This window comes from Streptomyces sp. NPDC043876 (assembly GCF_056435825.1).
Genome location: NZ_JBWKDV010000011.1, coordinates 113670 through 133787, shown reverse-complemented (window position 1 = coordinate 133787; position 20118 = coordinate 113670). Strand labels below are relative to the sequence as shown.

The 20118-nt window shown below is 74.7% G+C and carries 17 protein-coding genes; 7 read left to right on the top strand and 10 right to left on the bottom strand.

What is annotated here, in order from left to right:
• Positions 1-87 precede the first annotated feature (87 nt).
• The 4 genes from AC0693_RS30090 to AC0693_RS30075 all read right to left on the bottom strand — a co-directional run bounded on the left by AC0693_RS30090 (position 88) and on the right by AC0693_RS30075 (position 6469).
• Positions 88-2283: a glycoside hydrolase family 9 protein gene (locus tag AC0693_RS30090; protein WP_478803406.1), complete on the bottom strand. Its 2196-nt coding sequence runs from the start codon at positions 2281-2283 to the stop codon at positions 88-90.
• A 300-nt stretch (positions 2284-2583) separates the two neighbouring features.
• On the bottom strand, positions 2584-3771 hold the full coding sequence (locus AC0693_RS30085; RefSeq protein WP_478803405.1) for a copper resistance D family protein: 1188 nt from the start codon (positions 3769-3771) through the stop codon (positions 2584-2586).
• A 153-nt stretch (positions 3772-3924) separates the two neighbouring features.
• Positions 3925-5790, bottom strand: coding sequence for a serine/threonine-protein kinase (locus tag AC0693_RS30080; RefSeq protein WP_478803404.1), 1866 nt, complete (start codon positions 5788-5790; stop codon positions 3925-3927).
• Positions 5791-5989: 199 nt separating this feature from the next.
• Positions 5990-6469 (bottom strand): peroxiredoxin, encoded by a 480-nt coding sequence (locus tag AC0693_RS30075; RefSeq protein WP_356405225.1) that lies wholly within the window; start codon positions 6467-6469, stop codon positions 5990-5992.
• A gap of 225 nt (positions 6470-6694) precedes the next feature.
• On the opposite strand from AC0693_RS30075, the gene AC0693_RS30070 reads away from it, so the two are divergent.
• Positions 6695-7804: a magnesium and cobalt transport protein CorA gene (locus tag AC0693_RS30070; RefSeq protein WP_478803507.1), complete on the top strand. Its 1110-nt coding sequence runs from the start codon at positions 6695-6697 to the stop codon at positions 7802-7804.
• On the opposite strand, the gene AC0693_RS30065 is transcribed toward AC0693_RS30070, so the two are convergent.
• Positions 7726-9177 carry a glycosyltransferase 87 family protein gene (locus tag AC0693_RS30065; RefSeq protein ID WP_478803403.1) on the bottom strand — a complete coding sequence of 484 codons (1452 nt, stop codon included), beginning with the start codon at positions 9175-9177 and terminating at the stop codon, positions 7726-7728. The two genes, AC0693_RS30070 and AC0693_RS30065, sit on opposite strands and share 79 nt — an antisense overlap.
• A 113-nt stretch (positions 9178-9290) precedes the next feature.
• Here AC0693_RS30065 and AC0693_RS30060 point away from each other — a divergent pair, with 113 nt between their 5' ends.
• The 4 genes from AC0693_RS30060 (at position 9291) to AC0693_RS30045 (ending at position 12635) form a co-directional block, all read left to right on the top strand.
• Complete coding sequence (locus AC0693_RS30060) at positions 9291-10451, top strand: molybdopterin-dependent oxidoreductase (protein WP_478803402.1); 1161 nt, start codon at positions 9291-9293, stop codon at positions 10449-10451.
• A complete protein-coding gene (locus AC0693_RS30055; RefSeq protein WP_478803401.1) occupies positions 10451-11005 on the top strand; it encodes a hypothetical protein in 555 nt (184 codons plus the stop codon). Before AC0693_RS30060 ends, AC0693_RS30055 begins: the two co-directional genes overlap by 1 nt.
• 65 nt (positions 11006-11070) lie before the next feature.
• Positions 11071-12150, top strand: coding sequence for an NAD(P)H-dependent amine dehydrogenase family protein (locus AC0693_RS30050; RefSeq protein ID WP_469320685.1), 1080 nt, complete (start codon positions 11071-11073; stop codon positions 12148-12150).
• 5 nt (positions 12151-12155) lie between these two features.
• On the top strand, positions 12156-12635 hold the full coding sequence (locus AC0693_RS30045; protein ID WP_356405309.1) for a carboxymuconolactone decarboxylase family protein: 480 nt from the start codon (positions 12156-12158) through the stop codon (positions 12633-12635).
• A 121-nt stretch (positions 12636-12756) separates the two neighbouring features.
• Here AC0693_RS30045 and AC0693_RS30040 read toward each other — a convergent pair whose 3' ends face one another.
• The 4 genes from AC0693_RS30040 to AC0693_RS30025 form a co-directional block, all read right to left on the bottom strand.
• On the bottom strand, positions 12757-14409 hold the full coding sequence (locus AC0693_RS30040; RefSeq protein ID WP_478803506.1) for a GMC oxidoreductase: 1653 nt from the start codon (positions 14407-14409) through the stop codon (positions 12757-12759).
• Between the two features lie 87 nt (positions 14410-14496).
• A complete protein-coding gene (locus AC0693_RS30035; RefSeq protein ID WP_478803400.1) occupies positions 14497-15282 on the bottom strand; it encodes a class I SAM-dependent methyltransferase in 786 nt (261 codons plus the stop codon).
• On the bottom strand, positions 15279-15920 hold the full coding sequence (locus AC0693_RS30030; RefSeq protein WP_478803505.1) for a TIGR04282 family arsenosugar biosynthesis glycosyltransferase: 642 nt from the start codon (positions 15918-15920) through the stop codon (positions 15279-15281). The genes AC0693_RS30035 and AC0693_RS30030 overlap by 4 nt, the downstream gene beginning before the upstream one ends.
• 53 nt (positions 15921-15973) lie before the next feature.
• Complete coding sequence (locus AC0693_RS30025) at positions 15974-16723, bottom strand: glycosyltransferase family 2 protein (protein WP_478803399.1); 750 nt, start codon at positions 16721-16723, stop codon at positions 15974-15976.
• 129 nt (positions 16724-16852) lie between these two features.
• Between AC0693_RS30025 and AC0693_RS30020 the strand changes: the two genes are divergently transcribed.
• Positions 16853-17635 (top strand): response regulator transcription factor, encoded by a 783-nt coding sequence (locus AC0693_RS30020; RefSeq protein ID WP_478803504.1) that lies wholly within the window; start codon positions 16853-16855, stop codon positions 17633-17635.
• Positions 17632-18762 carry a sensor histidine kinase gene (locus tag AC0693_RS30015; protein WP_469320689.1) on the top strand — a complete coding sequence of 377 codons (1131 nt, stop codon included), beginning with the start codon at positions 17632-17634 and terminating at the stop codon, positions 18760-18762. Before AC0693_RS30020 ends, AC0693_RS30015 begins: the two co-directional genes overlap by 4 nt.
• A gap of 189 nt (positions 18763-18951) precedes the next feature.
• On the opposite strand, the gene AC0693_RS30010 is transcribed toward AC0693_RS30015, so the two are convergent.
• Positions 18952-20046 carry an NAD-dependent epimerase/dehydratase family protein gene (locus AC0693_RS30010; RefSeq protein WP_478803398.1) on the bottom strand — a complete coding sequence of 365 codons (1095 nt, stop codon included), beginning with the start codon at positions 20044-20046 and terminating at the stop codon, positions 18952-18954.
• Between the last annotated feature and the right edge of the window lie 72 nt (positions 20047-20118).

Sequence of the window (20118 nt, the reverse complement as noted above, 5' to 3'; positions counted from 1 at the left end):
TCGGGGCGTTGTCGGGGTGTCGCCGAGGGGGAAGCGGCCGCGGCCGGGTCCGGGCGGGGGATCCGCCCGGGCCCGGCCGGCCGTGGGTCAGGCGCAGGCGCCTCCGTTGAGCGCGAAGGCCGTGGGGGAGGAGTTGGTCCCGCTGTACGTCCCCTGCACTCCGAAGCTCGCGCTCGCGCCGGGGGCGATCGCCCGGTTCCAGTCGGTGTTGCGGGCGCCGACGGCGGTGCCGTTCTGGGTGACGGCCGCGTTCCAGGCGCTCGTGACGCGCTGGCCGCCCGCGTAGGCCCAGGTCAGTTGCCATCCGTCCACGGCCGTCGGACCGGTGTTGCGGACGGTGACGGTCGCCGTGAAGCCGGTGCTCCAGACGTTGTCCACCCGGTACGTCACCGCGCAGGCGGCGGCGGGCGGTTCACCGGTGGAGGCCCGCTCGGCGGCGTAGGCGGCGAGCCAGGCCAGCGGGGCGTTCCAGTTGACCGCGACCTCGTTGGTGGAGTACGAGCCGATGTCGTCGATGTAGCAGGCGGCCGGCGCGCAGCCCGTCAACTTGGCCTGCGCCACCGGGTCCTGGAGCGCGCTGTCGGGGCCGCCCGCGAGCGATCCGGCCGGCGGGTGAGGCAGCGAGGAGTCCAACTGGTGCGCCCAGAAGCGGTGGTGCTGGTTCTGCGAGGACAACTCGCCGTAGCCGCTGACGTAGGACTGGCCGAGGGCGTTGCGGCCGAGCAGGTAGTCCATGGCCTCCAGCGCGCCGGTGCGGTAGCGGCCGTCACCCGTCAGCTCCCCGGCCACGGCCATGACGACCGCGTCATCGGCGACTTCGCCGTTGGACCCCCAGAAGTACCCGTCCGCGGGGACGGGCACCGCGTAGCCCTGGGCGGCCATCCTGGACAGGTAGCCGTCCGCCGCCGTGGTCACCGAGGCACGGACCCGGGCCACGTCGGCGGCGGGCAGGCCGTTGGGCACGGTGGCCAGGGTGAGCCGGCCGAGTGCGGCGGTGTCCGCCCAGCCGAAGCCGTAGGGGGTGAAGGCGGTGGCCGAGGTGTGCCAGGCCGAGGAGGTGACGGCGTCCCGGTAGGCGCTCTCACCGGTCGTCGCGTACAGCTCGGCGGCCGCCCAGTAGAACTCGTCGGTGACCTGCGCGTCCCCGTAGGCCCCGCCGCCCGTACCGTCCGAATCCGGCGCGATCAGGGCCGGGTTGGCCTGCGCCCCCGCCCAGGCGCGGCGGGCCGCGGCGAGGCAGCGGTCGGCGTACGCCGCGTCGTACGGCCGGAAGACCCGGGCGCACTGCGCGGCCGCCGCCGCGAGGTTGAGGGTCGCCGCCGTGGACGGGCGGTGCAGTTCGCGGGGCTGGACGTCCTGGTCGGGGCGCAGCGGCATGCCGGTCCAGGCCGCGTCGTGGACCTTGTGGAAGGCCATACCCGCGTACGGCTTGCCCTCGGGCACCTGCATGCGCATCAGGAAGTCGAGCTCCCACCGCGCCTCGTCCAGGGCGTCCGGCGTCGCGTTGCCGCGCTCCGGGACGCGCAGGGTCCCGTCACCGAGCGCCGCGTCCTTGCCCGCGCGCTTGGCGCGCTCGAAGGAGTTGACGACCAGCCAGGTCGAAATGCCGCCGTTCACCACGTACTTGCCGTGGTCGCCCGCGTCGTACCAGCCGCCCCTGACGTCCCGGGTGTAGTCGCACACGCCGGCCTGGCAGGGGACGGAGACGTCTCCCTTGTTGGGCGCGACGCCGAGGTGCCCGGCCGGGCGCGCGTACGCGGGTCCCACCAGGGAGGCGTCGATGGAGACGCCGCTGCGCTGGTGGTAGAAGAAGGCCATCGAGTCGGCGCGCAGCGCGTCGTAGAGGTCCGCGCGGATGTCGAACGGCACGCTGTCGGCGCCGTCGACCGTCAGGACGTACCCCGAACCCGTGCCCTGGTACGAGGAGAAGTCCGCCACCTGGACCGACTGCCCGGAGGGCGCGTCCGCACCGCGCGGGGCGGTCGCTCCGGAGGCGACCACCGCCCCGGCGGCGCTGCGCAGTTGCCAGGTGAGCGCCTGCGTCGCCGGGGTGGCGACGGTGGCGCGCTTGGGTCCGGTCGGCAGGTACCCGACCTGGTTGACGCGTACGGCCGTGCCTGCCGCCGCGACGGATGTGCGCGGGGAAGCGGCCACGGCTCGCGTGCTCGTGGACGTGTCGGCCGCCGCCGGGGCGCTCAGGGCCCCGCCGAGGAGGAGGGCGCCCGCCAGCAGGGCGGCGGGCAGGCGTACGGGGCGGCGCAACGGCGTGGTTGCTCCCGGCATGAGCGGCTCCTGTGTCGTGGGGGACGGTCCCGTGCGCCGGCGGCTCTCCGGCGGGACCACGCACGCCGCGGACCTGCGAAGGCTCCTGGGAGCGCTCCCATGGGAAGCGGTCAGGTGGCGCGATGCGCAGGCCCGGGGGGTGTGGCCGGTATCGTGGGCCGCCCTGCGCGGGCTGTCAAGTGCGCACACAGGAACGGTAGTTGTGGAGCGGTTCGGCGGCCCGGGGCAGGCGCCCGGCTTGTGACGGTCCGTCAGGTGTCGGTGGTGATGACTTAGCCGAGGCTCACCTTGGTTTTGGGGTCAGGTGGACGCGGGAGTTGCCGCCGTAGGGCCCGTGGGCGTGCGGCGGGCCAGGGCGTCGGACGTGCGCACGGTGATGTAGAAGGAGGCCGCCAGGGTGAGGACGAGGACCGTGCCCACCGCGAAGACGCTGCCGTCGGAGACGGCGGGCGGGCTGCCGGCCTCGGAGCGGGCGGAGCCGCTGAGGAAGGGGACCACGGCCAGCACGGCGATGCCGAGGGCGACTTCGCCCCAGACGACCTTCGGGAAGTGCCGCAGGGTCAGGTGGAGGAGCGAGGACGTGTCGTCCTGCGCGCGGGCCCGGGCGATGCGGGGCATCAGCCAGAACTGGTTGACGCCGCCCGCCGCCATCATGGCCATCACCAGCAGGATCTTGATCAGGACGAAGAGCCCGTAGGTCGTCGTCCACAGCTGGCTGACGGCGCCGACGTGCTTCCAGGTCAGCCAGAGGCCCGAGGTGAGGACGGCGCCCACGCAGACGAGGGCGACGAGGGAGTAGCGGCGCCAGATGTCCGCCCACAGCAGGCCCGCGCCGTCGCCGAGCCGGCCGCGGGAGGTGGTGAGGGCGGCGAGGAAGGCCAGGCCGCCGATCCAGACCACACCGCTGGTGATGTGGACCTGGTCGAAGACGAGGTCCAGCACCTTCTGCGCGTCCTTGGGTGCGGTCGCCGGTATCGCCGCGATGAGCGTCACCGCGAGGCTCAGGGGCAGCGCGGTCAGGGCGAGGGCGTTCAGGTGGCGGCGTGCGCGCGGGAGGAACAGGGCGATCAGGGTGGCGGAGGCGAGGACGAGCACGGCGTTCTGGACGACGTAGAGCGTGCCCTGGGCCACCCAGGCGCCCTTGGCGGCGGGGGCGGTGAGGAAGTCCGCGATGCGGGCGGGGGAGAGGGCGTCGCCGAACGGCATGCCCTTCCCCGCGCGGGCGACGCGCCCGGCGAGCTGGAAGTAGCCCGCGATGAGCAGGACGACTCCGGCCCAGGCGAGGTACCCCGCCGTTCTTCGCCCGAGGACCTCGGTGTCGCCGCCGCGGCCCGTCGACGCGCGGAGCGCGGGGCGTACGGAGGTCGCGTAGGTGACGGTGGTGCCGATCGCCCCGGTGAGGCCGATGAAGTAGCCGGCCTTGGTGAGGACGCGCCAGAGGGGAGGCGTGGTGTAGCCGGCCGAGGCGGCCAGGTGGAGGAGCTGCATGGAAGGGAAGGCTAGCCTAACTGGCCGAGGCCTCCTGAGGGCAAAGTCGACATGGTTGAATCTTTACCTACCTGTGTGCCCGTGTGCCCGTGTGCCCGTGTGCCCGTGTACCTGCGTCGGCGGGGCGGGACCGTGTCGGCGGCCTCCCGCGCGCTATTGGTACGCGGCCCTGACCGGGACGGCTTCCGTCGTGGGGCTTTCGGCCTTGCGGTAGTCGGCGGTCCAGAGGGGGCGGGAGCGGTCCGGGTCGCCGTAGACGGTGCCGCCGCCGTCGCAGAAGTAGTTGAGGCGGCGGCCGGCCAGGACCGAGGTGGCGCCGGAGGCGAAGCCGCAGGTTTCGCCGTTGGCCAGTTCGAGGATCAGGCTGTTCGGGTCCGGGTTGCCGGAGGCGCGGAAGGCGTCGGCCGGGAGGGGTTCCGTCAGCGTCATGCGGAGCATGCGCCGCGCGGTGCCGTCCAGGCACAGGACGACGTCCGAGGGGCCCTCGCCCGGGGCGAAGCAGGGGTCGACGATGGTGTGGTCGCTCTTGCAGCGCCAGGCGTCGGAGCGCTGGGTCTTACTGGAGACCGTCCAGCAGGAGCCGGTGGTACTGCCCGTGAGGGTGATGCCCTCGGCCGGTTCGCCGCCGGACACGGACCAGGGCGCGATCGTGTGGACGGTGGTCCGGGTGAGCGCCGGGTCCGTCGCGGGCCCGGTGGTGGCGGTTCGGGTCGGTGCGGTGGTCGTGGACAGGGGAGCGCCCGGGCTGCGGGGCGGCGCGGAAGGCGCCTGGGCGGCGCGGGGCGCCGTACCGCGCCGGGCGTCGGGGGACCCTGACGACGCGGCCGCCTGCCCGGTGTCCCGGCCGTCCCCTCCCGGCGGGAGCACGCTCAGGCCCAGCCCGACCACCCCGTCCAGGGCGGCGGCCGCCGCGACGAACAGGCCGCGCCGCAGCCACAGCCCGCGCCGGGTGGGCCCGGGAGCGCTCGCGTCCGCGTGGGTGGGAAGCGGGGCGGTGCCCCAGGCGGGGTCCTCGACGGAGGGCATGTCCCACCGCGCGGCGACCAGGGCGTCGTCGACGGGTACGCCGTCCCCGGCGGCGGCGGTCGTGGCGGCGGGCGGCCCCGCCGGCAGCACCTCCGTGTCCGCCCCGCCCAGCAGCCGGGCGGTGACGACCGCGAGGGCCCCGGACAGCGGCCGCTCACCGGGTTCCTTGGCGAGGCAGGCGCTCAGGACGCCGTGCAGTTCCCCGGGCACGCCCTCCAGGTCCGGCTCCTCGCGCAGCACGCGGTACGCCACCGCGTCCGGCGCCCCCGTCCCGAAGACGGGCCTGCCGGTGGCGGCCGAGGCGACGAGCGCGCCCCAGGCGAAGACGTCACCACGGCTGTCCGCCGCGCCGTCGCGGTACTGCTCGGGGCTGATCCAGCCGGGCGTGCCGGTCATGACGCCGGTACGGGTCACCGCGGTGCCGTCCGCGACGTGCGCGATGCCGAAGTCCAGCACCCGGGGGCCCGCCGGGGACAGGATCACATTGGCCGGCTTGAGGTCCCGGTGGACCACCCCCGCCGCGTGGACGGCGGCCAGCGCGGCCGCCGTACCGGCCGCCAGGAGGTGCAGCCGGGCGCCGGTCAGGGGGCCGTGCGCGGCGACGTACTGGTGCAGCGTGGGGCCCGGTACGTACGTCGTGACCAGCCAGGGCGCGGCGGCGTCCGGGTCCGCGTCGAGGAACGGGACCAGGCACGGCCCCGTGACCCGCCGCAGCACCCCCACCTCGCGGTGGAAGCGGGCCCTGAACTGCGGATCGGCGGCGAGGTGCGGATGCACCGTCTTGAGCGCGACCCTGCGCCCGTCGGCGTCGACGGCCGCGTAGACGATCCCCATGCCGCCCGCGCCGAGCCGCCCCACGAGGCGGTACGAGGCGATCACCGGCGGGTCACCGGGCAGCAGCGGACCCATCACGGCGGCCGCGGCGGGTGGGCCGGGCCGCGCGGGACCGGGCGGATCAGCGGGCACGGCGGGTACAGCGGGCACAGCGGGCACGGCGGATCCATCCCCCACGGTCGGTGACCATCACGCAGGAGCACGCTACCGCCCGGCCGCGGCCCTCATCCGCCGGATCGGACGGCTCCACACGGGAGTTGCACGGCACCACCGGCCGCGACACCGCCCCCGAGGCACCGGGAGAGCCCCTCGCCCCGCCCCCGGCCAGGCTCCCGGCCCCGCCTCCGCCCCAGGCCCGCTACGCGAACGCGGCCAGCTGCCGGGCGAGCGTCGAGACGCTCTGGAACGTCGCGCCCAGCAGGGCGACGTGCTTCCAGTGCAGGGTGCCGTCCGGCGCGACGAGGAAGACCGACCGGCGCAGGCCGATCCCCGGGGCGCTCACCCCGAAGGCGCGCGCGACCTCGCGTCCGGTGTCCGCGAGCAGCGGCATCCGCAGGCCGTGCCGCCGGGCGAAGTCCTCGTGGCTGTCGACGTCCTGCGGGCTGATCCCCCATACGGTGGCGCCGAGTTCGGTGAACTCCTCGAAGCCGCTGGAGTACGAGCACAGCTGCTTCGTGCACACCGCCGTGTTGTCGCCCGGGTAGAACGCGAGGACCAGCGGCCGGCCGCGCTGCGCGCTCAGCGTGAAGTCCCGGCGCTCGAAGACATCGCCGACCAGTTCGCCGCCGGGCAGCGTGAAGTCGCCCACCACGGTCCCCACGTCCAGTGCAGTCGCCACAACCGTCTCCTCGGGTTCGTCCCTCCGCGCCGTCGGGCGCGGCGCGGTCCTCGTACGCGCCGCAACGGTACGCGGCCCCGCGCACGCGCCGGCCGGAGCCCCCGGCCCGGAGCCCCGGGGCGGGGCTGCCGCCCCCCGCGCGCCGGTGGCACACTGGCGGGCGATCCGCCGAAGAGGGGTACCACCGTGACGATGTTCAGCAGCCTGCGCACCGGAGGCCTGCGCATGGGAGGCCTGCGCATCAACGGTCTGCGCATCAGCGGCCTGCGCAAGGCCGTCCGCCGCGGCTACCGGCGCGCCGTGGACCTCAGCCACCCGGCCAGGTCCCCCCTGGGTAGCGCCGTGGTCAACTGCGTGGTCTACCGCGACGGGGTGCGGCAGGAGGACTGCGCCGACGCCGAGGAGGCGCTGCGCCGCGTCCGCAAGAGCGGCGAGGGCTTCGTCTGGATCGGCCTGCACGAGCCGGACCAGCAGGAGATAGCGGGCCTCGCGGCGCTCTTCGCACTGCACCCGCTGGCCGTGGAGGACGCCGTCCACGCCCACCAGCGGCCCAAGGTGCAGCGCTACGACGACACGCTCTTCACCGTCCTCAAAACGGTCCGCTACGTCGAGCACGAGCAGCTGACCGAGACCAGCGAGGTGGTCGACACGGGCGAGCTGATGGCCTTCGTCGGCCCCGACTTCGTGATCACGGTCCGGCACGGCGGCCACGGCTCCCTCGGCCCGCTGCGCGAGGCCCTGGAACACGACCCCGAGCAGCTCGCCAAGGGCCCCGCGGTGGTCCTGCACGCCATGGTGGACCACCTGGTCGAGGACTACCTCTGCGTCACGGACGCCGTCCAGAACGACATCGACTCCGTCGAGACCACGGTCTTCAGCGAATTCAGCGGCCGCGGCGACGCGGGCCGCATCTACCAGCTCAAGCGCGAACTCCTCGAACTGCGCAGGGCGGTGGCCCCGCTGGACCGCCCCCTGCACCGACTCGGCACCGAGCCGATGCCGGCCGTCCCCGCCGAGGTCCGCCCGTACTTCCGCGACGTCGCCGACAACCTCACCCGCACCACCGACCAGATCGCCAGCTACGAGGCCCTCCTCGACTCCATCCTCCAGGCCCACCTGGCGCAGGTGACCGTCGCCCAGAACGAGGACATGCGCAAGATCACGGCCTGGGCGGCGATCGTCGCCGTCCCCACCATGGTCTGCGGCATCTACGGCATGAACTTCGACCACATGCCGGAACTCCACTGGACCTACGGCTATCCCGCCGTCCTCCTGCTCATGGCCGCCTCCTGCTTCGCCATCCACCGCGGCTTCCGCCGCAACGGCTGGCTCTGACCGCCCGCCCGGTACCGCACCGCTGCGCCCGTCAGGGCCGCGGTGGCGGCCAGGGCGTAGGCGGTGGTGGGGGTGGCCGGGCCCAGGGCGGTGGGGGCGGCGGCCACGTAGGACGCGGCGCCCGCCAGGGCGGTGGGGAGCCATTCCCAGCGGCCGTCCAGGGCCACCAGGGCGATCAGGAGCAGGGCGTACCAGGAGTAGCCCGGGGTCAGGAGGAGGAACGCCGTGCCCGTGACCAGGAGCGAGCCGTGCCAGGGGCGGGCCGGGTCGCCGCGGCGCCAGACGTGGGCGGTCACCGCGAGGAGGACGAGGACCACGGCCGGCAGGGACCAGGAGTCCGGCAGGACCAGGCGCAGCAGGGCGTAGCGGCCCTTGGCGGCGGGGTCGTCGTAGCCCTCCTCCTCGGCGTAGCCGCCCAGGTACCCGAAGACGGAGGAGCGGGAGGCCAGGACGTAGGGGAGGTAGGTGAGGGCCACCACCCCGGCGGCCGGGAGCAGCAGGGCCGCCGCGTCGCGCCACCGGCGTACGCCGGACAGCGCGCCCGGCAGCAGGACGGCGGGCAGCATCTTCGCCGCGACGGCCAGGCCGAACAGGGCTCCGCCGAGGGCCCGGCGGCGGGTGACCAGCCCGAGGGCGGCCACCGACAGGAGCACCGCGAGGACGTCGGCGTGCGCGTTGTTCACCGCCTCGACGGGTACCGCGGGGCACCACGCCCAGTAGGCGGCGCGGCGCGGGTCCGCGCCTCGGCGGCGCAGGACGAGCAGCAGGAAGGCCGTCACGGACACGGCCAGCAGGGCGCCGCCGGTCTGGAGCGCCTTGTGCCGTACGCCGGGCGGGGACAGGGCGTGCACCAGGAGGAAGTAGCCCTCGGCGACGGGCGGGTAGATCGTGTGGACCCGGGGCCGGTTGATCCGTGTGCACACCCCGGGGGAGACCGCGGCCCGGTCCGGTCCGGCGCAGGCGGCGGCGCCGCGCGGGAACAGCCAGTCGTCCCGCAGCCGCGCGAGCGCGGGATCGGCCGGGGCGTGGTCGTACGGGGAGATTCCGGCGGCCTGCACGCGCCCGTCCCAGGCGTACCGGAAGGAGTCGGTGCTCGTACGCGGCGGGGCGGCCAGGCCGGTGGCGGCCACGGCGACGGCGCCCGCCAGGACCAGCGGCGCGGCGTACCGGGCGGGCACCGCGCGCAGGGCCGCCACGGCCAGCGCGAAGAGGGTCCAGGAGACGGCGTACCACCAGGTCAGGCCCGCCTGGTCGGTGAAGAAGCCGTCCTTGCGGACCGTGGCGAGGAGCGCCGCCACGAGCGTGCAGAGGAGGACGGGGGCCAGGGCGGGGAGAACGAGCGCGCGGGCGGTGGCGGGGCGGGGGCCGGTCATGGGGTCAGCCTGGCAGCGGGAGCGGACCCGGCGGGGGCGGCCGGGCCCGGCGTCCGCGTTTCGTAAGGTGTCGAAACCCCCGTCCGGCGGCCCGTGGGGCTGTGATGGACGGTATGACCGCACCGACCCGGCGCCGGGACCGCCTGCCGCGCCCGCGACCGCCCGCCTTCTCCGGCCGACTGCACGACGCCCGTACCGCCACCGCCGTCGGCCGCTGGCTCGGCGCGGCCTTCGCGGTGTGCTTCGTGACAGGGCTGGTCAGCCACTACCTCCAGCACCCGCCGTCCTGGGCGGCGGACCGGCTGCCGGTCCGTCCGGTGTGGGGGTACGCGCTCAGCCAGGGGCTGCACGTCGGCGCCGGGATCGCCGCGCTCGTGCTGCTCCTGGTCAAACTGTGGGCGGTGTATCCGCGGCTGTTCGTCTGGCCGCCGGTGCGCTCGGTGCGGCACGGGCTGGAGCGGCTCTCGGTGGCGCTGCTGGTCGCGGCCGCCGTCTTCGAACTGTTCAGCGGGCTGCTCAACATCGCCGAGTGGTACCCCTGGCCCTTCTCCTTCGTGCCGGTGCACTTCGCCGTCGCGTGGGTGGCGATCGGCTCCGTCCTGCTGCACGTCGCCGTCAAAGCGCCCGAGATCAGGGCCCATTGGAGCCGCACCTCGACCGGGACCCTCGAACTCCCCGCCCAGGACGGCCCCGACCGGCGGTCCCTGATGCTCGGTCTCGGCGCGGCGGTCGGCGCGGTCACGCTGACCACCGCGGGCCAGTCCTTCACCCCCCTCGCCGCCCTGGACCTGCTGGCTCCGCGCCACCCCGGGTACGGGCCGCAGGGCCTGCCCGTGAACCGTACGGCGGCGGCCGCCGGGGTGGACGCGCGGACGCTGGGGGACTGGCGGCTGGAGGTGCGCGGACCCGTCCCGTACCGCCTCACCCGTGCCCAACTCCTCGCGCTCCCGCAGACGTCGGCGAGGCTGCCGATCGCCTGCGTCGAGGGCTGGAGCGTGGACGCGCACTGGGGCGGCGTGCGGGTACGGGACCTGCTGGAGCGGGCCGGAGCCCCGCCCGGCGCGGCCGTCCGGGTCACCTCGCTGGAGGCGGGCGGGGCGTACCGGGTGATGGAGATGGGGCGTGAGTACGCCCGGGACCCGCTCACCCTGCTCGCCCTGACCCTGAACGGGCAGCCGCTCTCGCCCGACCACGGGTTCCCGGCCCGGATCATCGCGCCGAACCGGCCCGGGGTGCTCCAGACCAAGTGGGTCGCCCTGCTGGAGGTGCTGTGATGAGGTCCCGGAGCATCCCCCGGTACCTGCTCGGGGCGCTCGGGCTGGTGCTGATCGCCGTCGGGGTCCGGCAGGTCCTGGCGCTGCCCGACCCGCTGGACGTGGTGATCTGGCTCGGCGGCGGGCTCGTGCTGCACGACGGGATCATCGCCCCGCTGGTCTTCCTGGTGGGGCTGGTCCTGGCCGTCGCAGGCGCGGGCGCGGGCGCGGTACGCCTCGCGCCCGGGAGGCGGCCGGGCCCGTGGTCCCCGGGGACGCGGGGGCTCGTACGCGGCGCGCTGCTCACCGGGGGAGCGCTCGTCCTGATCACGCTGCCGCTGCTGCTGCGCCCCGGCGCGCCGCCCAACCCCTCGGCGCTGCCGCTCCCGTACGGCCGCAACCTGCTGATCGTGCTCGGCGCGGTGCTCGCCGTCACGGCGGCCGCGGCCGGGTACCGCGCCGTCCGCCGCCCGCGCCCCGGCAGCACGGCCGAGGGCGCGGGCGGCAGGGAGGACGGGACAGCGGGCGGGACGGCAGGCGGCACGGCGGACGGGGAGACGAGCGCGCAGGACTGAAACTCGTTCTGGTTTTGCGGGTCGCGGCCCTAGGAACCTGCAGGCCCGCTCGCTACCCTCCGCGCATGATTTCCACGGTTGTCTGGGGTACCGGCAACGTCGGCCGCGCGGCCATCCGTGCCGTCGAGGCCCACCCGGCTCTGAAACTCGCCGCTGTGCTCGTCCATGATCCCGCCAAGGTCGGCCGCGACGCCGGTGAACTGGCGGGTCTCGACCGCGCCCTCGGCGTCCCCGCGACGGACGACACCGCAGCCGTCCTGGCCGCCGGGCACCGCGCCGTCGTGTACGCGGCCTCCGGAGACGTCCGCCCCGACGGCGCCCTCGACGACATCGTCCGGGCGGTCCGCTCCGGGGCGGTCGTCGTCAGCCCGGCCCTCTACCCGCTCTACGACCACCGCAGCGCGCCGCCCGAGTTCCGCGACCCCGTGCTCGCGGCGGTCGCCGGGGGCGGCGGCTCGTTCTTCGCCTCGGGCGTCGACCCCGGCTGGGGCAACGACGTACTGCCCCTGCTGATCAGCGGACTCGGCACCACCGTGGACGCGATCCGCTGCCAGGAGATCTTCGACTACTCCACCTACGACCAGCCGGACTCCGTCCGCAACCTCGTCGGCATGGGGATGCCGATGGACGTCGAACCGATGATGCTCGTGCCGTCGGTCCCCACCATGGTGTGGGGTGGCCAGATACGGATGATGGCCCGGGCCCTCGGCGTCGAGCTCGACGAGATCCGCGAGACCTCGCAGCGGCGCGCGCTGGAGACGACCGTACGGACCGCCACCATGGGCGAGTTCGAGGCCGGCACCCAGGGCGCCATCCGCTTCGAAGTGCAGGGGATCGTCGAGGGCGAACCCCGCATCGTCATCGAGCACGTCACCCGGATCCACCCCTCCTGCGCCCCGGACTGGCCCACCCCGCCCGACGGCGCCGGAGCGCACCGCGTCGTCATCGAGGGCCGCCCCCGCATCGAGGTCACCATCGAGTGCACCGACGAGGGCGAGAACCGCTCGGCGGGCGGCAACGCCACCGCCGTGGGGCGGCTGGTGGGGGCCATCGACTGGCTCGCGGCCGCCGACCCGGGCCTCTACGACGCGCTCGACGTGCCGCTGCGCCCGGCAGTCGGCCGACTCGGAAGGAAGCAGCCATGAACGCCCTGCACATCGACATCCCGGAAGGCCAGCACCCGATCGAGTACGTCTGGGGCGACATGGTCCCCGGCATCGGGATGGCCGCCGCCAACTTCTCGCTCTCGGTCTACGCCCACACCACCCTGGGCCTGCGGGAGTTCGAGGCCGCGCGGCTGCGCGTCGCGCAGATCAACGGGTGCGTCTTCTGCCTCGACTGGCGCACCGACCGGGACGGCGAGAAGGTCGACGACGCGTTCGCCGACGCCGTCACCGACTGGCGCACGACGGACGCGTTCGACGAGCGCACCCGGCTCGCCGCCGAGTACGCCGAGCGCTACACCCTCGATCACCACGGTCTCGACGAGGAGTTCTGGGACCGGATGAAGGCGTCGTACACGCAGGTCGAGATCGTGGAGCTGAGCATGAGCATCGGCTCCTGGCTGGCCTTCGGCCGGCTCAACCACGTCCTCGGCCTCGACAGCGTCTGCGTGCTGCCCGGCCGGTGACGCGCACGCCGGGGGAGCGGGAGCGGGACCGGTGAAGCGCACGAGGTGCGGGGCCGACCGGTGGCGTCCGGTCGGCCCCGCACCCTTCGTGCGTCGGGGCGCATCGGCGACCGCCGCCGGGTCACAGGTCCGTGGCGATGATCTTCTCGATGTTGCGCTCGGCGAGCGCGGTGATGGTCACGAACGGGTTGACGCTGGTGTTGCCGGGGATCAGCGCTCCGTCGATGACGTACAGACCGGGGTGCCCGTGCAGCCGCCCGTAGTTGTCGGTGGCCTTGTCCAGGACGGCCCCGCCGAGCGGGTGGTAGGTGAGGTGGTCCCCCCAGATCTTGTAGGTGCCGAAGAGGTCGGTCCGGTAGATCGTCCCCTCCTTCGAATTGATCTTGTCGAAGATGGTCTTGGCCATGTCGATGGCCGGCTGCTTCCAGGCCGTCTGCCAGTCCAGGTCCACGTTCCCCGTACCGGCGTTGTAGCTGAACTGCGCCCGGTGGGGGTTCTTGGTGATCGACAGGTAGAAGGAGGCGTACGTCTCGATGCCGGTGGGCAGCGGCGCCACCTCGGCGAACGCCCCGCCCGCGGCCCAGTTGTCGATGCCGCCGCAGGGGATGGTGGCCTGGAGCTTCCCCGTCGGGTCCCACATGTGGTTGGCGCGGCCGCACATGACGTTGCCGTTGTCGCCCCAGCCCTTGCCCACCTCGTCGTTGAGGTTCGGCAGCAGACCGGTGGCCTTGAGCTTGACGAGGAGTTTGCTGGTGCCGACGCTGCCCGCGGCGAAGAACACCTTCGCGGCGGTGACGCTCTTGGTGGCGACGGCGGCGCCGGTGGTGTCCAGTTGCTGCATGACGACGGTGTAGCCGCCACCGGCCGAGGGGGAGACGGTGGTGACCTTGTGGAGCGGCGAGATGGAGACCTTGCCGGTGGCCTTCGCGGCCGCGATGTAGGTCTTCTGGAGGGATTTCTTGCCGTTGTTGTTGCCGTAGAGGATCTCCCCGTCCAGCGCCGACTTGGTGGCGGTGCCCGCCGCCTCCCTCTTCATGTAGTCCCAGTCGTACACGTCGGGCACGAAGACGTAGGGGAAGTTGGAGCGCTGCGCGTGCTTGCGGCCGACCCGGGCGAACTGGTAGCAGTCCACCGTGTCGAACCACGCCGGGTCGATGAGGCCCACTCCCAGCCCGGCGTTGGCGCGCGGGTAGTAGGTCGTGTACATCTCGTCGGCGTTGACGGTCGGGAGCACGGCGGCGAAGTTCTCGCGCTTGGGCGTGACCGCCATGCCGCCGTTGACCAGCGAACCGCCGCCGACGCCGCGGCCCTGGTAGACCGTGATGCCCGCGAAGTCCTCCGCGTCGAGGATGCCGGTGTACTTGGGGATGTCCTTGTCGATCGGGAACCCGAGGAAGTAGTTCAGCGGAGCCTTGGTCCGGGTGCGCAGCCAGTACGACCGCTGGTCCGGGGTGAGCGTGTTGCAGAAGATCTTGCCGTCCGGCCCGGGGGTGTCCCAGGCCATCCCCATCTCGACCATCTGTACGTCGACGCCCGCCTGGGCGAGCCGCAGCGCGGCGACGGAGCCGCCGTATCCGGTGCCGATCACCAGCACCGGGACGTGGGCCCCGTCGCTGATCGGTGCGGAGGTGACGGCGGTGGCGGCCGGGGTGGATCCGGCGCTGCGCAGCTGTGCGGCGTTGGCTCGACCGGCGACGGCCATGGCCCCTAGAATGGAACCTGTTCCTGTGATGAATCCGCGGCGGGAAAATCCCTTGGATCCCTTGTCGGGCATGGTGGAGTCACTCATGTGACCTTCCTCACTCTCGGCGGAGTGAGAACAAGTTCTACTGTCGCTTGCGTGGTAAGTCACTAGATACCTCTAAGTAACTTGCGGTCCGCTCCGCCCCCGTCGGCCCGGTCCCAGCACCTGCCCGGACCGCCCGACGAGCCCTCCGCGCCCGCCGTGCGCGCGCCGTACGAGCCGGACGAAGACCCGGCCCTGCGCGGTCCACCGCTCGGCCGCGGCCCACCCCGCCGCGCCGGCGTACCCGTCCAGCGCGGCGGCGCCGACCCGGGCCCAGGGGAACGGCGGACCCGCCGCCCCGCGGCCGTCGTCGACCCGCCCCACGCACCGCTCGTCGAGCCGGTCGGCCCGCGGCCGGGCGCCCGCCGCGCACTCGACGATCAGCGCGCCGCCCGGGGAAGCCACCCCGGCGAGGCGCCCCAGCAGCGCGGCCGGGTCCCCGCCGATGCCGATGTTCCCGTCGATGAGCAGCGCGGTGTCCCAGCGACCCTCCCCGGGCAACGGCTCGAAGACCGAGCGGTGCAGCGCCGCCCCGCCCGAACGCGTCGTACGGGCCACCGCCTCCGGGCTCACGTCGATGCCCAGCGCCCGGTGGCCCCGTACGGCGAGCGCCGCGACGAGGCGGCCGGGTCCGCAGCCGATGTCCAGGGTCGTGCCGCGGCAGCGGTCCAGCACCGTCCGGTCCGCCGGGCCGGGCGCCCCGCACCAGCGCTCCACGTCCAGCGGCAGCAGCCGGCCGTCGCCGCTCCGCAGGAAGAGGGGGCCGCGGCCGCTGCGCAGGGCCGCGGTGTACGGATCGGCCGTCCAGGCCGCCGCCGCCCCGCCGCCGCTCCCCACGGTGTCGACGTCGAGGGCGCTCATGAACGGACCGCCGTGTCCGCGGCGGCCGCCCCTGCCGTCAACGTTCCGTACAGGGCCGCGAACCGGCCCCCCGGAGCCTCGGCCGCCACCAGTCGGGCGTCCTCGCCGCCGTCCACGTCGCGCAGCAGCGGCAGCCGTCCCACCCGCAGGCCGGCCGCGCGCAGCCGTTCCTCCTGCACGGCGCCCGTCTCGGGCACGGACATCGGGACGCCGCGCAGCAGCCGGGGGTCCGGCGCGGCCAGCCCGAGGGCCCAGAACCCGCCGTCGACCGCCGGTCCGAACCATGCGTCGTACGTCGCCCAGGCCTGCGGACCGGTCGCGCGGGCCAGCAGCTCCGGCGTGACCTGAGGCGTGTCCATGCCGATCAATAGCGCGGGCCCGGCGCACCCCGCGAAGGCGGCCGCCAGCCGCTCGTCCAGCGTTCCGGCGCACTGCGGCACCACCTCGAAACCGGGCGGCAGCCACGGCCCCGGCCGCCCGTCGAGCACGAGCACCCGCCGCGCGGCCGGGGTCGCGGCCACCGCGTCGAGCGTGTCGGCGAGCGAGGCCCGCGCCAGCGCGGCGGCCTCGGCCGGGCTGAACGGCGGGGTGAGCCGGGTCTTCACCCGACCCGGCAGCGGCTCCTTGGCGATCACCATCAGCGTGGTGCCCGCCGGCCCGCCCGCGGCCCGGGCGGTCGCCGTGCCCGCGGTCACAGCGCGGCCCCGGCGCCCGAGGGGGCGCTGCCCGAGGCGGCGGTGAGCGGAGGTTCGGCCAGGACCCGGCTCATGTCGTGCACGGCCTGACAGGTGCCCCGCCAGGTTCCGGTCACCTTCGACTTCCCCGCACGCGGCAGGTACGGCACGTCCACCTCCCGGATCCGCCAGCCCGCGTCGGCCGCCCGGACCACCATCTGCAGCGGATAGCCGCTGCGCCGGTCGCTCAGCTCAAGGCTCAGCAGCTCCGTGCGCCGCCCGGCCCGCATCGGGCCCAGGTCGCGCAGGGCCAGGCCGGTCCGGCGGCGCAGCAGCCGGGCCAGTGCGAGGTTCCCGGCCCGGGCGTGCAGCGGCCAGGCACCGAGGCCGCGGGGGCGGCGGCGCCCGAGCACCAGGTCCGCCTCACCGGCGGCGACCGTGGCCGCGAACCCCGCCAGCAGCCCCGGATCGAGGGAGGCGTCGCCGTCGCAGAAGCAGACGACGTCCGCCTCCGCGGCGAGCAGCCCGGCATGGCAGGCGGCGCCGAAACCCCGCCGGGACTCGGTCACCACCGTGGCGCCCAGCGCCCGGGCGATCTCGGCGGAACCGTCCGTGGAACCGTTGTCCACGACCAGGGCGCGCCAGCCCGCCGGGATGCGGGCGAGGACCCAGGGCAGCGCCTCGGCCTCGTTCAGACAGGGAAGGACGACGTCCACGGAGGGGGGCGTCGCGGGCAGGGGGGCCGCGGTTGCTGAGTCTGCTGTCACGGGTTTCACCGTAGGAACGACAGGGCCGCGAAAGGGCCATCGACTCCTTACGAAACGCGGACGTCACCCCTGCCGGGGGGACCGGCGGCTCCGCCGGGGGGCCGCTGGTGGGAGGCTGGACGCATGAGCATGGACCCCCCGTCGCCGCCCCCGCCCGTGTCCGTGTCCGGCGCCGCGCCGCCCGGCGACGCGGCCGGGCGGATCCTCGTCGTGGACGACGACCCGACCGTCGCCGAAGTCGTCAGCGGCTACCTGCACCGCGCCGGGTACGCCGTGGAGCTCGCCGCGGACGGCCCCGCCGCCCTGGCCCGCGCCGAGCGCCACCGGCCCGACCTGGTCGTCCTCGACCTGATGCTGCCCGGCATCGACGGGCTGGAGGTGTGCCGCCGGCTGCGCGCGACCGGGCCGGTACCGGTGATCATGCTCACCGCGCGCGGCGACGAGGACGAGCGGATCGCCGGCCTGGAAGTCGGCGCGGACGACTACGTCACCAAGCCCTTCAGCCCGCGCGAACTCGTGCTGCGGGTCAGCTCCGTCCTGCGGCGCAGCCGCGCGGCCGACCGGGACGCCGGTCCGGACGCCCCGGCCGCCGCGCCGCCGGTGCTCGCGGGCGCCGGGCTCGCGCTCGACCCGGCGACCCACCGGGCCACCAAGCACGGAGCCGAACTGGCCCTGACCCTGCGCGAGTTCGATCTGCTGGCGCACTTCCTGCGGCACCCCGGGCGGGCGATCGGCCGCGAGGACCTGATGCGGGAGGTGTGGGGCTGGGACTTCGGGGACCTGTCCACCGTCACCGTGCACGTCCGGCGGCTGCGCGCGAAGATCGAGGACGATCCCGGCAGCCCCCGGCTGATCCAGACCGTGTGGGGCGTCGGCTACCGCTTCGACGCCGGGGCCGAGGGGGCGCGGTGAAGGACATCGCGCTCATCGCGCTCTTCGCCCTCGGCGGCGCCGCCTGCGCCGGGGCCCTCGGCGCGGCCGTCCTGCGCCTGGTCCGCCACCGGTCGGTGACCGTGTCCCTGACCGTCGTCGGAGCCGTCACCGTCACCGCCATGCTCGCCGGTACGCTCGCGGTCGCCCAGGCGATGTTCCTCTCCCGGCACGACCTGGGCGTGGTCACCCTGGTCGCCGCGATGGCCGCCGTGGTCTCCCTGGCCACCGCGCTCGTCCTGGGCCGCTGGGTGGTCGCCCGCAGCCGTGAACTCTCGCTGGCCGCGCGGGATTTCGGGGACGGGGGCAGCTTCGCGGCGCCGCCGGGGCAGGCGACCGCCGAGCTGGCGGGGCTCTCCCGGGAGCTGGCGGCGACGAGTGCGAAGCTGGCCGCCTCGCGGGAGCGGGAACGGGCGCTGGAGACCTCCCGGCGGGAGCTGGTCGCCTGGATCTCGCACGACCTGCGGACCCCGCTCGCCGGGCTGCGGGCCATGTCGGAGGCGCTGGAGGACGGCATGGCCGCCGACCCGGCGCGCTACCACCGGCAGATCCGCACCGAGGTGGAGCGGCTCAACTCCATGGTCGGCGACCTCTTCGAACTCTCCCGGATCCACGCCGGGGCGCTCGCCCTGACCCCGAGCCGGATGTCGGCGTACGACCTGGTCGGGGACGCGCTGTCGGGGGTGGACCCGCTGGCGCGGGAGCACGGGGTGCGGCTGGTGGGGGAGGACGTGGAGCGGGTGCCGGTCGAGGTGGACGGCAAGGAGATGACCCGGGTGCTGGCGAACCTGCTGATCAACGCGATCCGGCACACCCCGGCCGACGGGACGGTCGCGGTGGCCGCGGAGCGGCGGGGGGACGGGGTGGTGCTGTCGGTCACCGACGGGTGCGGGGGGATCCCGGCGGAGGATCTGGCGCGGGTCTTCGACACGGGGTGGCGGGGGACCGCGGCGCGGACGCCTCCGGCGGGGGCGGGGCCGGTGCCACCCGCGGGGGCGGGGCTGGGGCTGGCCATCGTGCGGGGGATCGTGGAGGCGCATGCGGGGCGGGCGGAGGTGCGGAACGTTCCCGGGGGGTGTCGGTTTGAGGTGACCCTGCCGTTGCGCTAGCGCTGGCCGGGCGGGGTGGGGGTGGGGCGGGGGCCCCGGGTCCGCTTGGTCCGCTGGGTGCCCGGGTGCGGGTCGAGTGCGGGGGCTCCGCCCCCGGGCCCCCGCGCCTCAAACGCCGGCGGGGCTGGAGTTGCCTCAAGCGCCGGCTGGGCTGGAGTTGCCTCAAACGCCGGCGGGGCTGGGGTCGCCTCAAGCGCCGGCGGGGCTGGATTTGGCAGGGGTGGGTTCGGGGGTGGCCGAGGGGCGTTGGGGGGCGTGGGCGAATTCCGTCATGCCCGTCGTGAAGGTGGTTTCGGGGTGCCAGCCGAGGTCTTGGCGCAGGCGGCGGGAGTCCGCCGTGATGTGGCGGACGTCGCCGAGGCGGAACTCGCCCGTCACCACGGGGGCCGGGCCGCCGTGGGCGGTGGCCAGGGCCGTGGCCATCTCACCCACCGTGTGCGGGTCCCCGCTGCCGGTGTTGTAGGCGACCGCCGTGCCCGGGGGCCGGGAGCCGACCGCCTCCAGGGCCGTCACGTTCGCTTCGGCGACGTCCCGGACGTGGACGAAGTCGCGCCGCTGGGCGCCGTCCTCGTACACGCGGGGCGCCTCGCCGCGGGCCAGCGACGAGCGGAAGAAGGACGCCACCCCCGCGTACGGGGTGTCGCGCGGCATGCCCGGACCGTACACGTTGTGGTAGCGCAGGGACATCGAACGGCCGTCCGCGCAGCGGGCCCAGGACGCGGCCAGGTGTTCCTGGGCCAGCTTCGTGGTCGCGTACACGTTGCGCGGGTCGGCCGGGGCGTCCTCGTCGACCAGACCCGGCGTCAGTTCCGCGCCGCAGGAAGGGCAGTGGGGTTCGAAGAGGCCCGCGCGCAGGTCCGCCGCGCGCCGCGGGGCCGGGCGCACCACGCCGTGCGCGGGGCAGTCGTAGCGCCCCTCGCCGTAGACGACCATCGAGCCGGCCAGCACCAGATCGCGCACGCCGGCCGAGGCCATCTCCGCCAGCAGCACCGCCGTGCCCAGGTCGTTGCAGCCGACGTACGCGGGCGCATCCGCGAAGTCCTTGCCGAGCCCCACCATCGCGGCCTGGTGGCACACCGCGTCCACCCCGCGCAGGGCCTCCCGCACGGCTGCGGCGTCCCGCACGTCGGCCCGTACGAACTCCGCGTCGGGCAGCTCCGGGGGGCCGGGGTGCGCGGCGGGCAGCAGCACGTCCAGCACGACCGGGTTGTGTCCTCGGCGCCGCAGCGCCCCGACGATGTGCGAGCCGATGAATCCGGCTCCGCCTGTGACGAGTACTCGCATGGGCCGGACGCTACGGATCCGCGGGCCCCAACGGGGCGCCACGCGCCCGCCGTAAGGATTCCGTCACCCGGA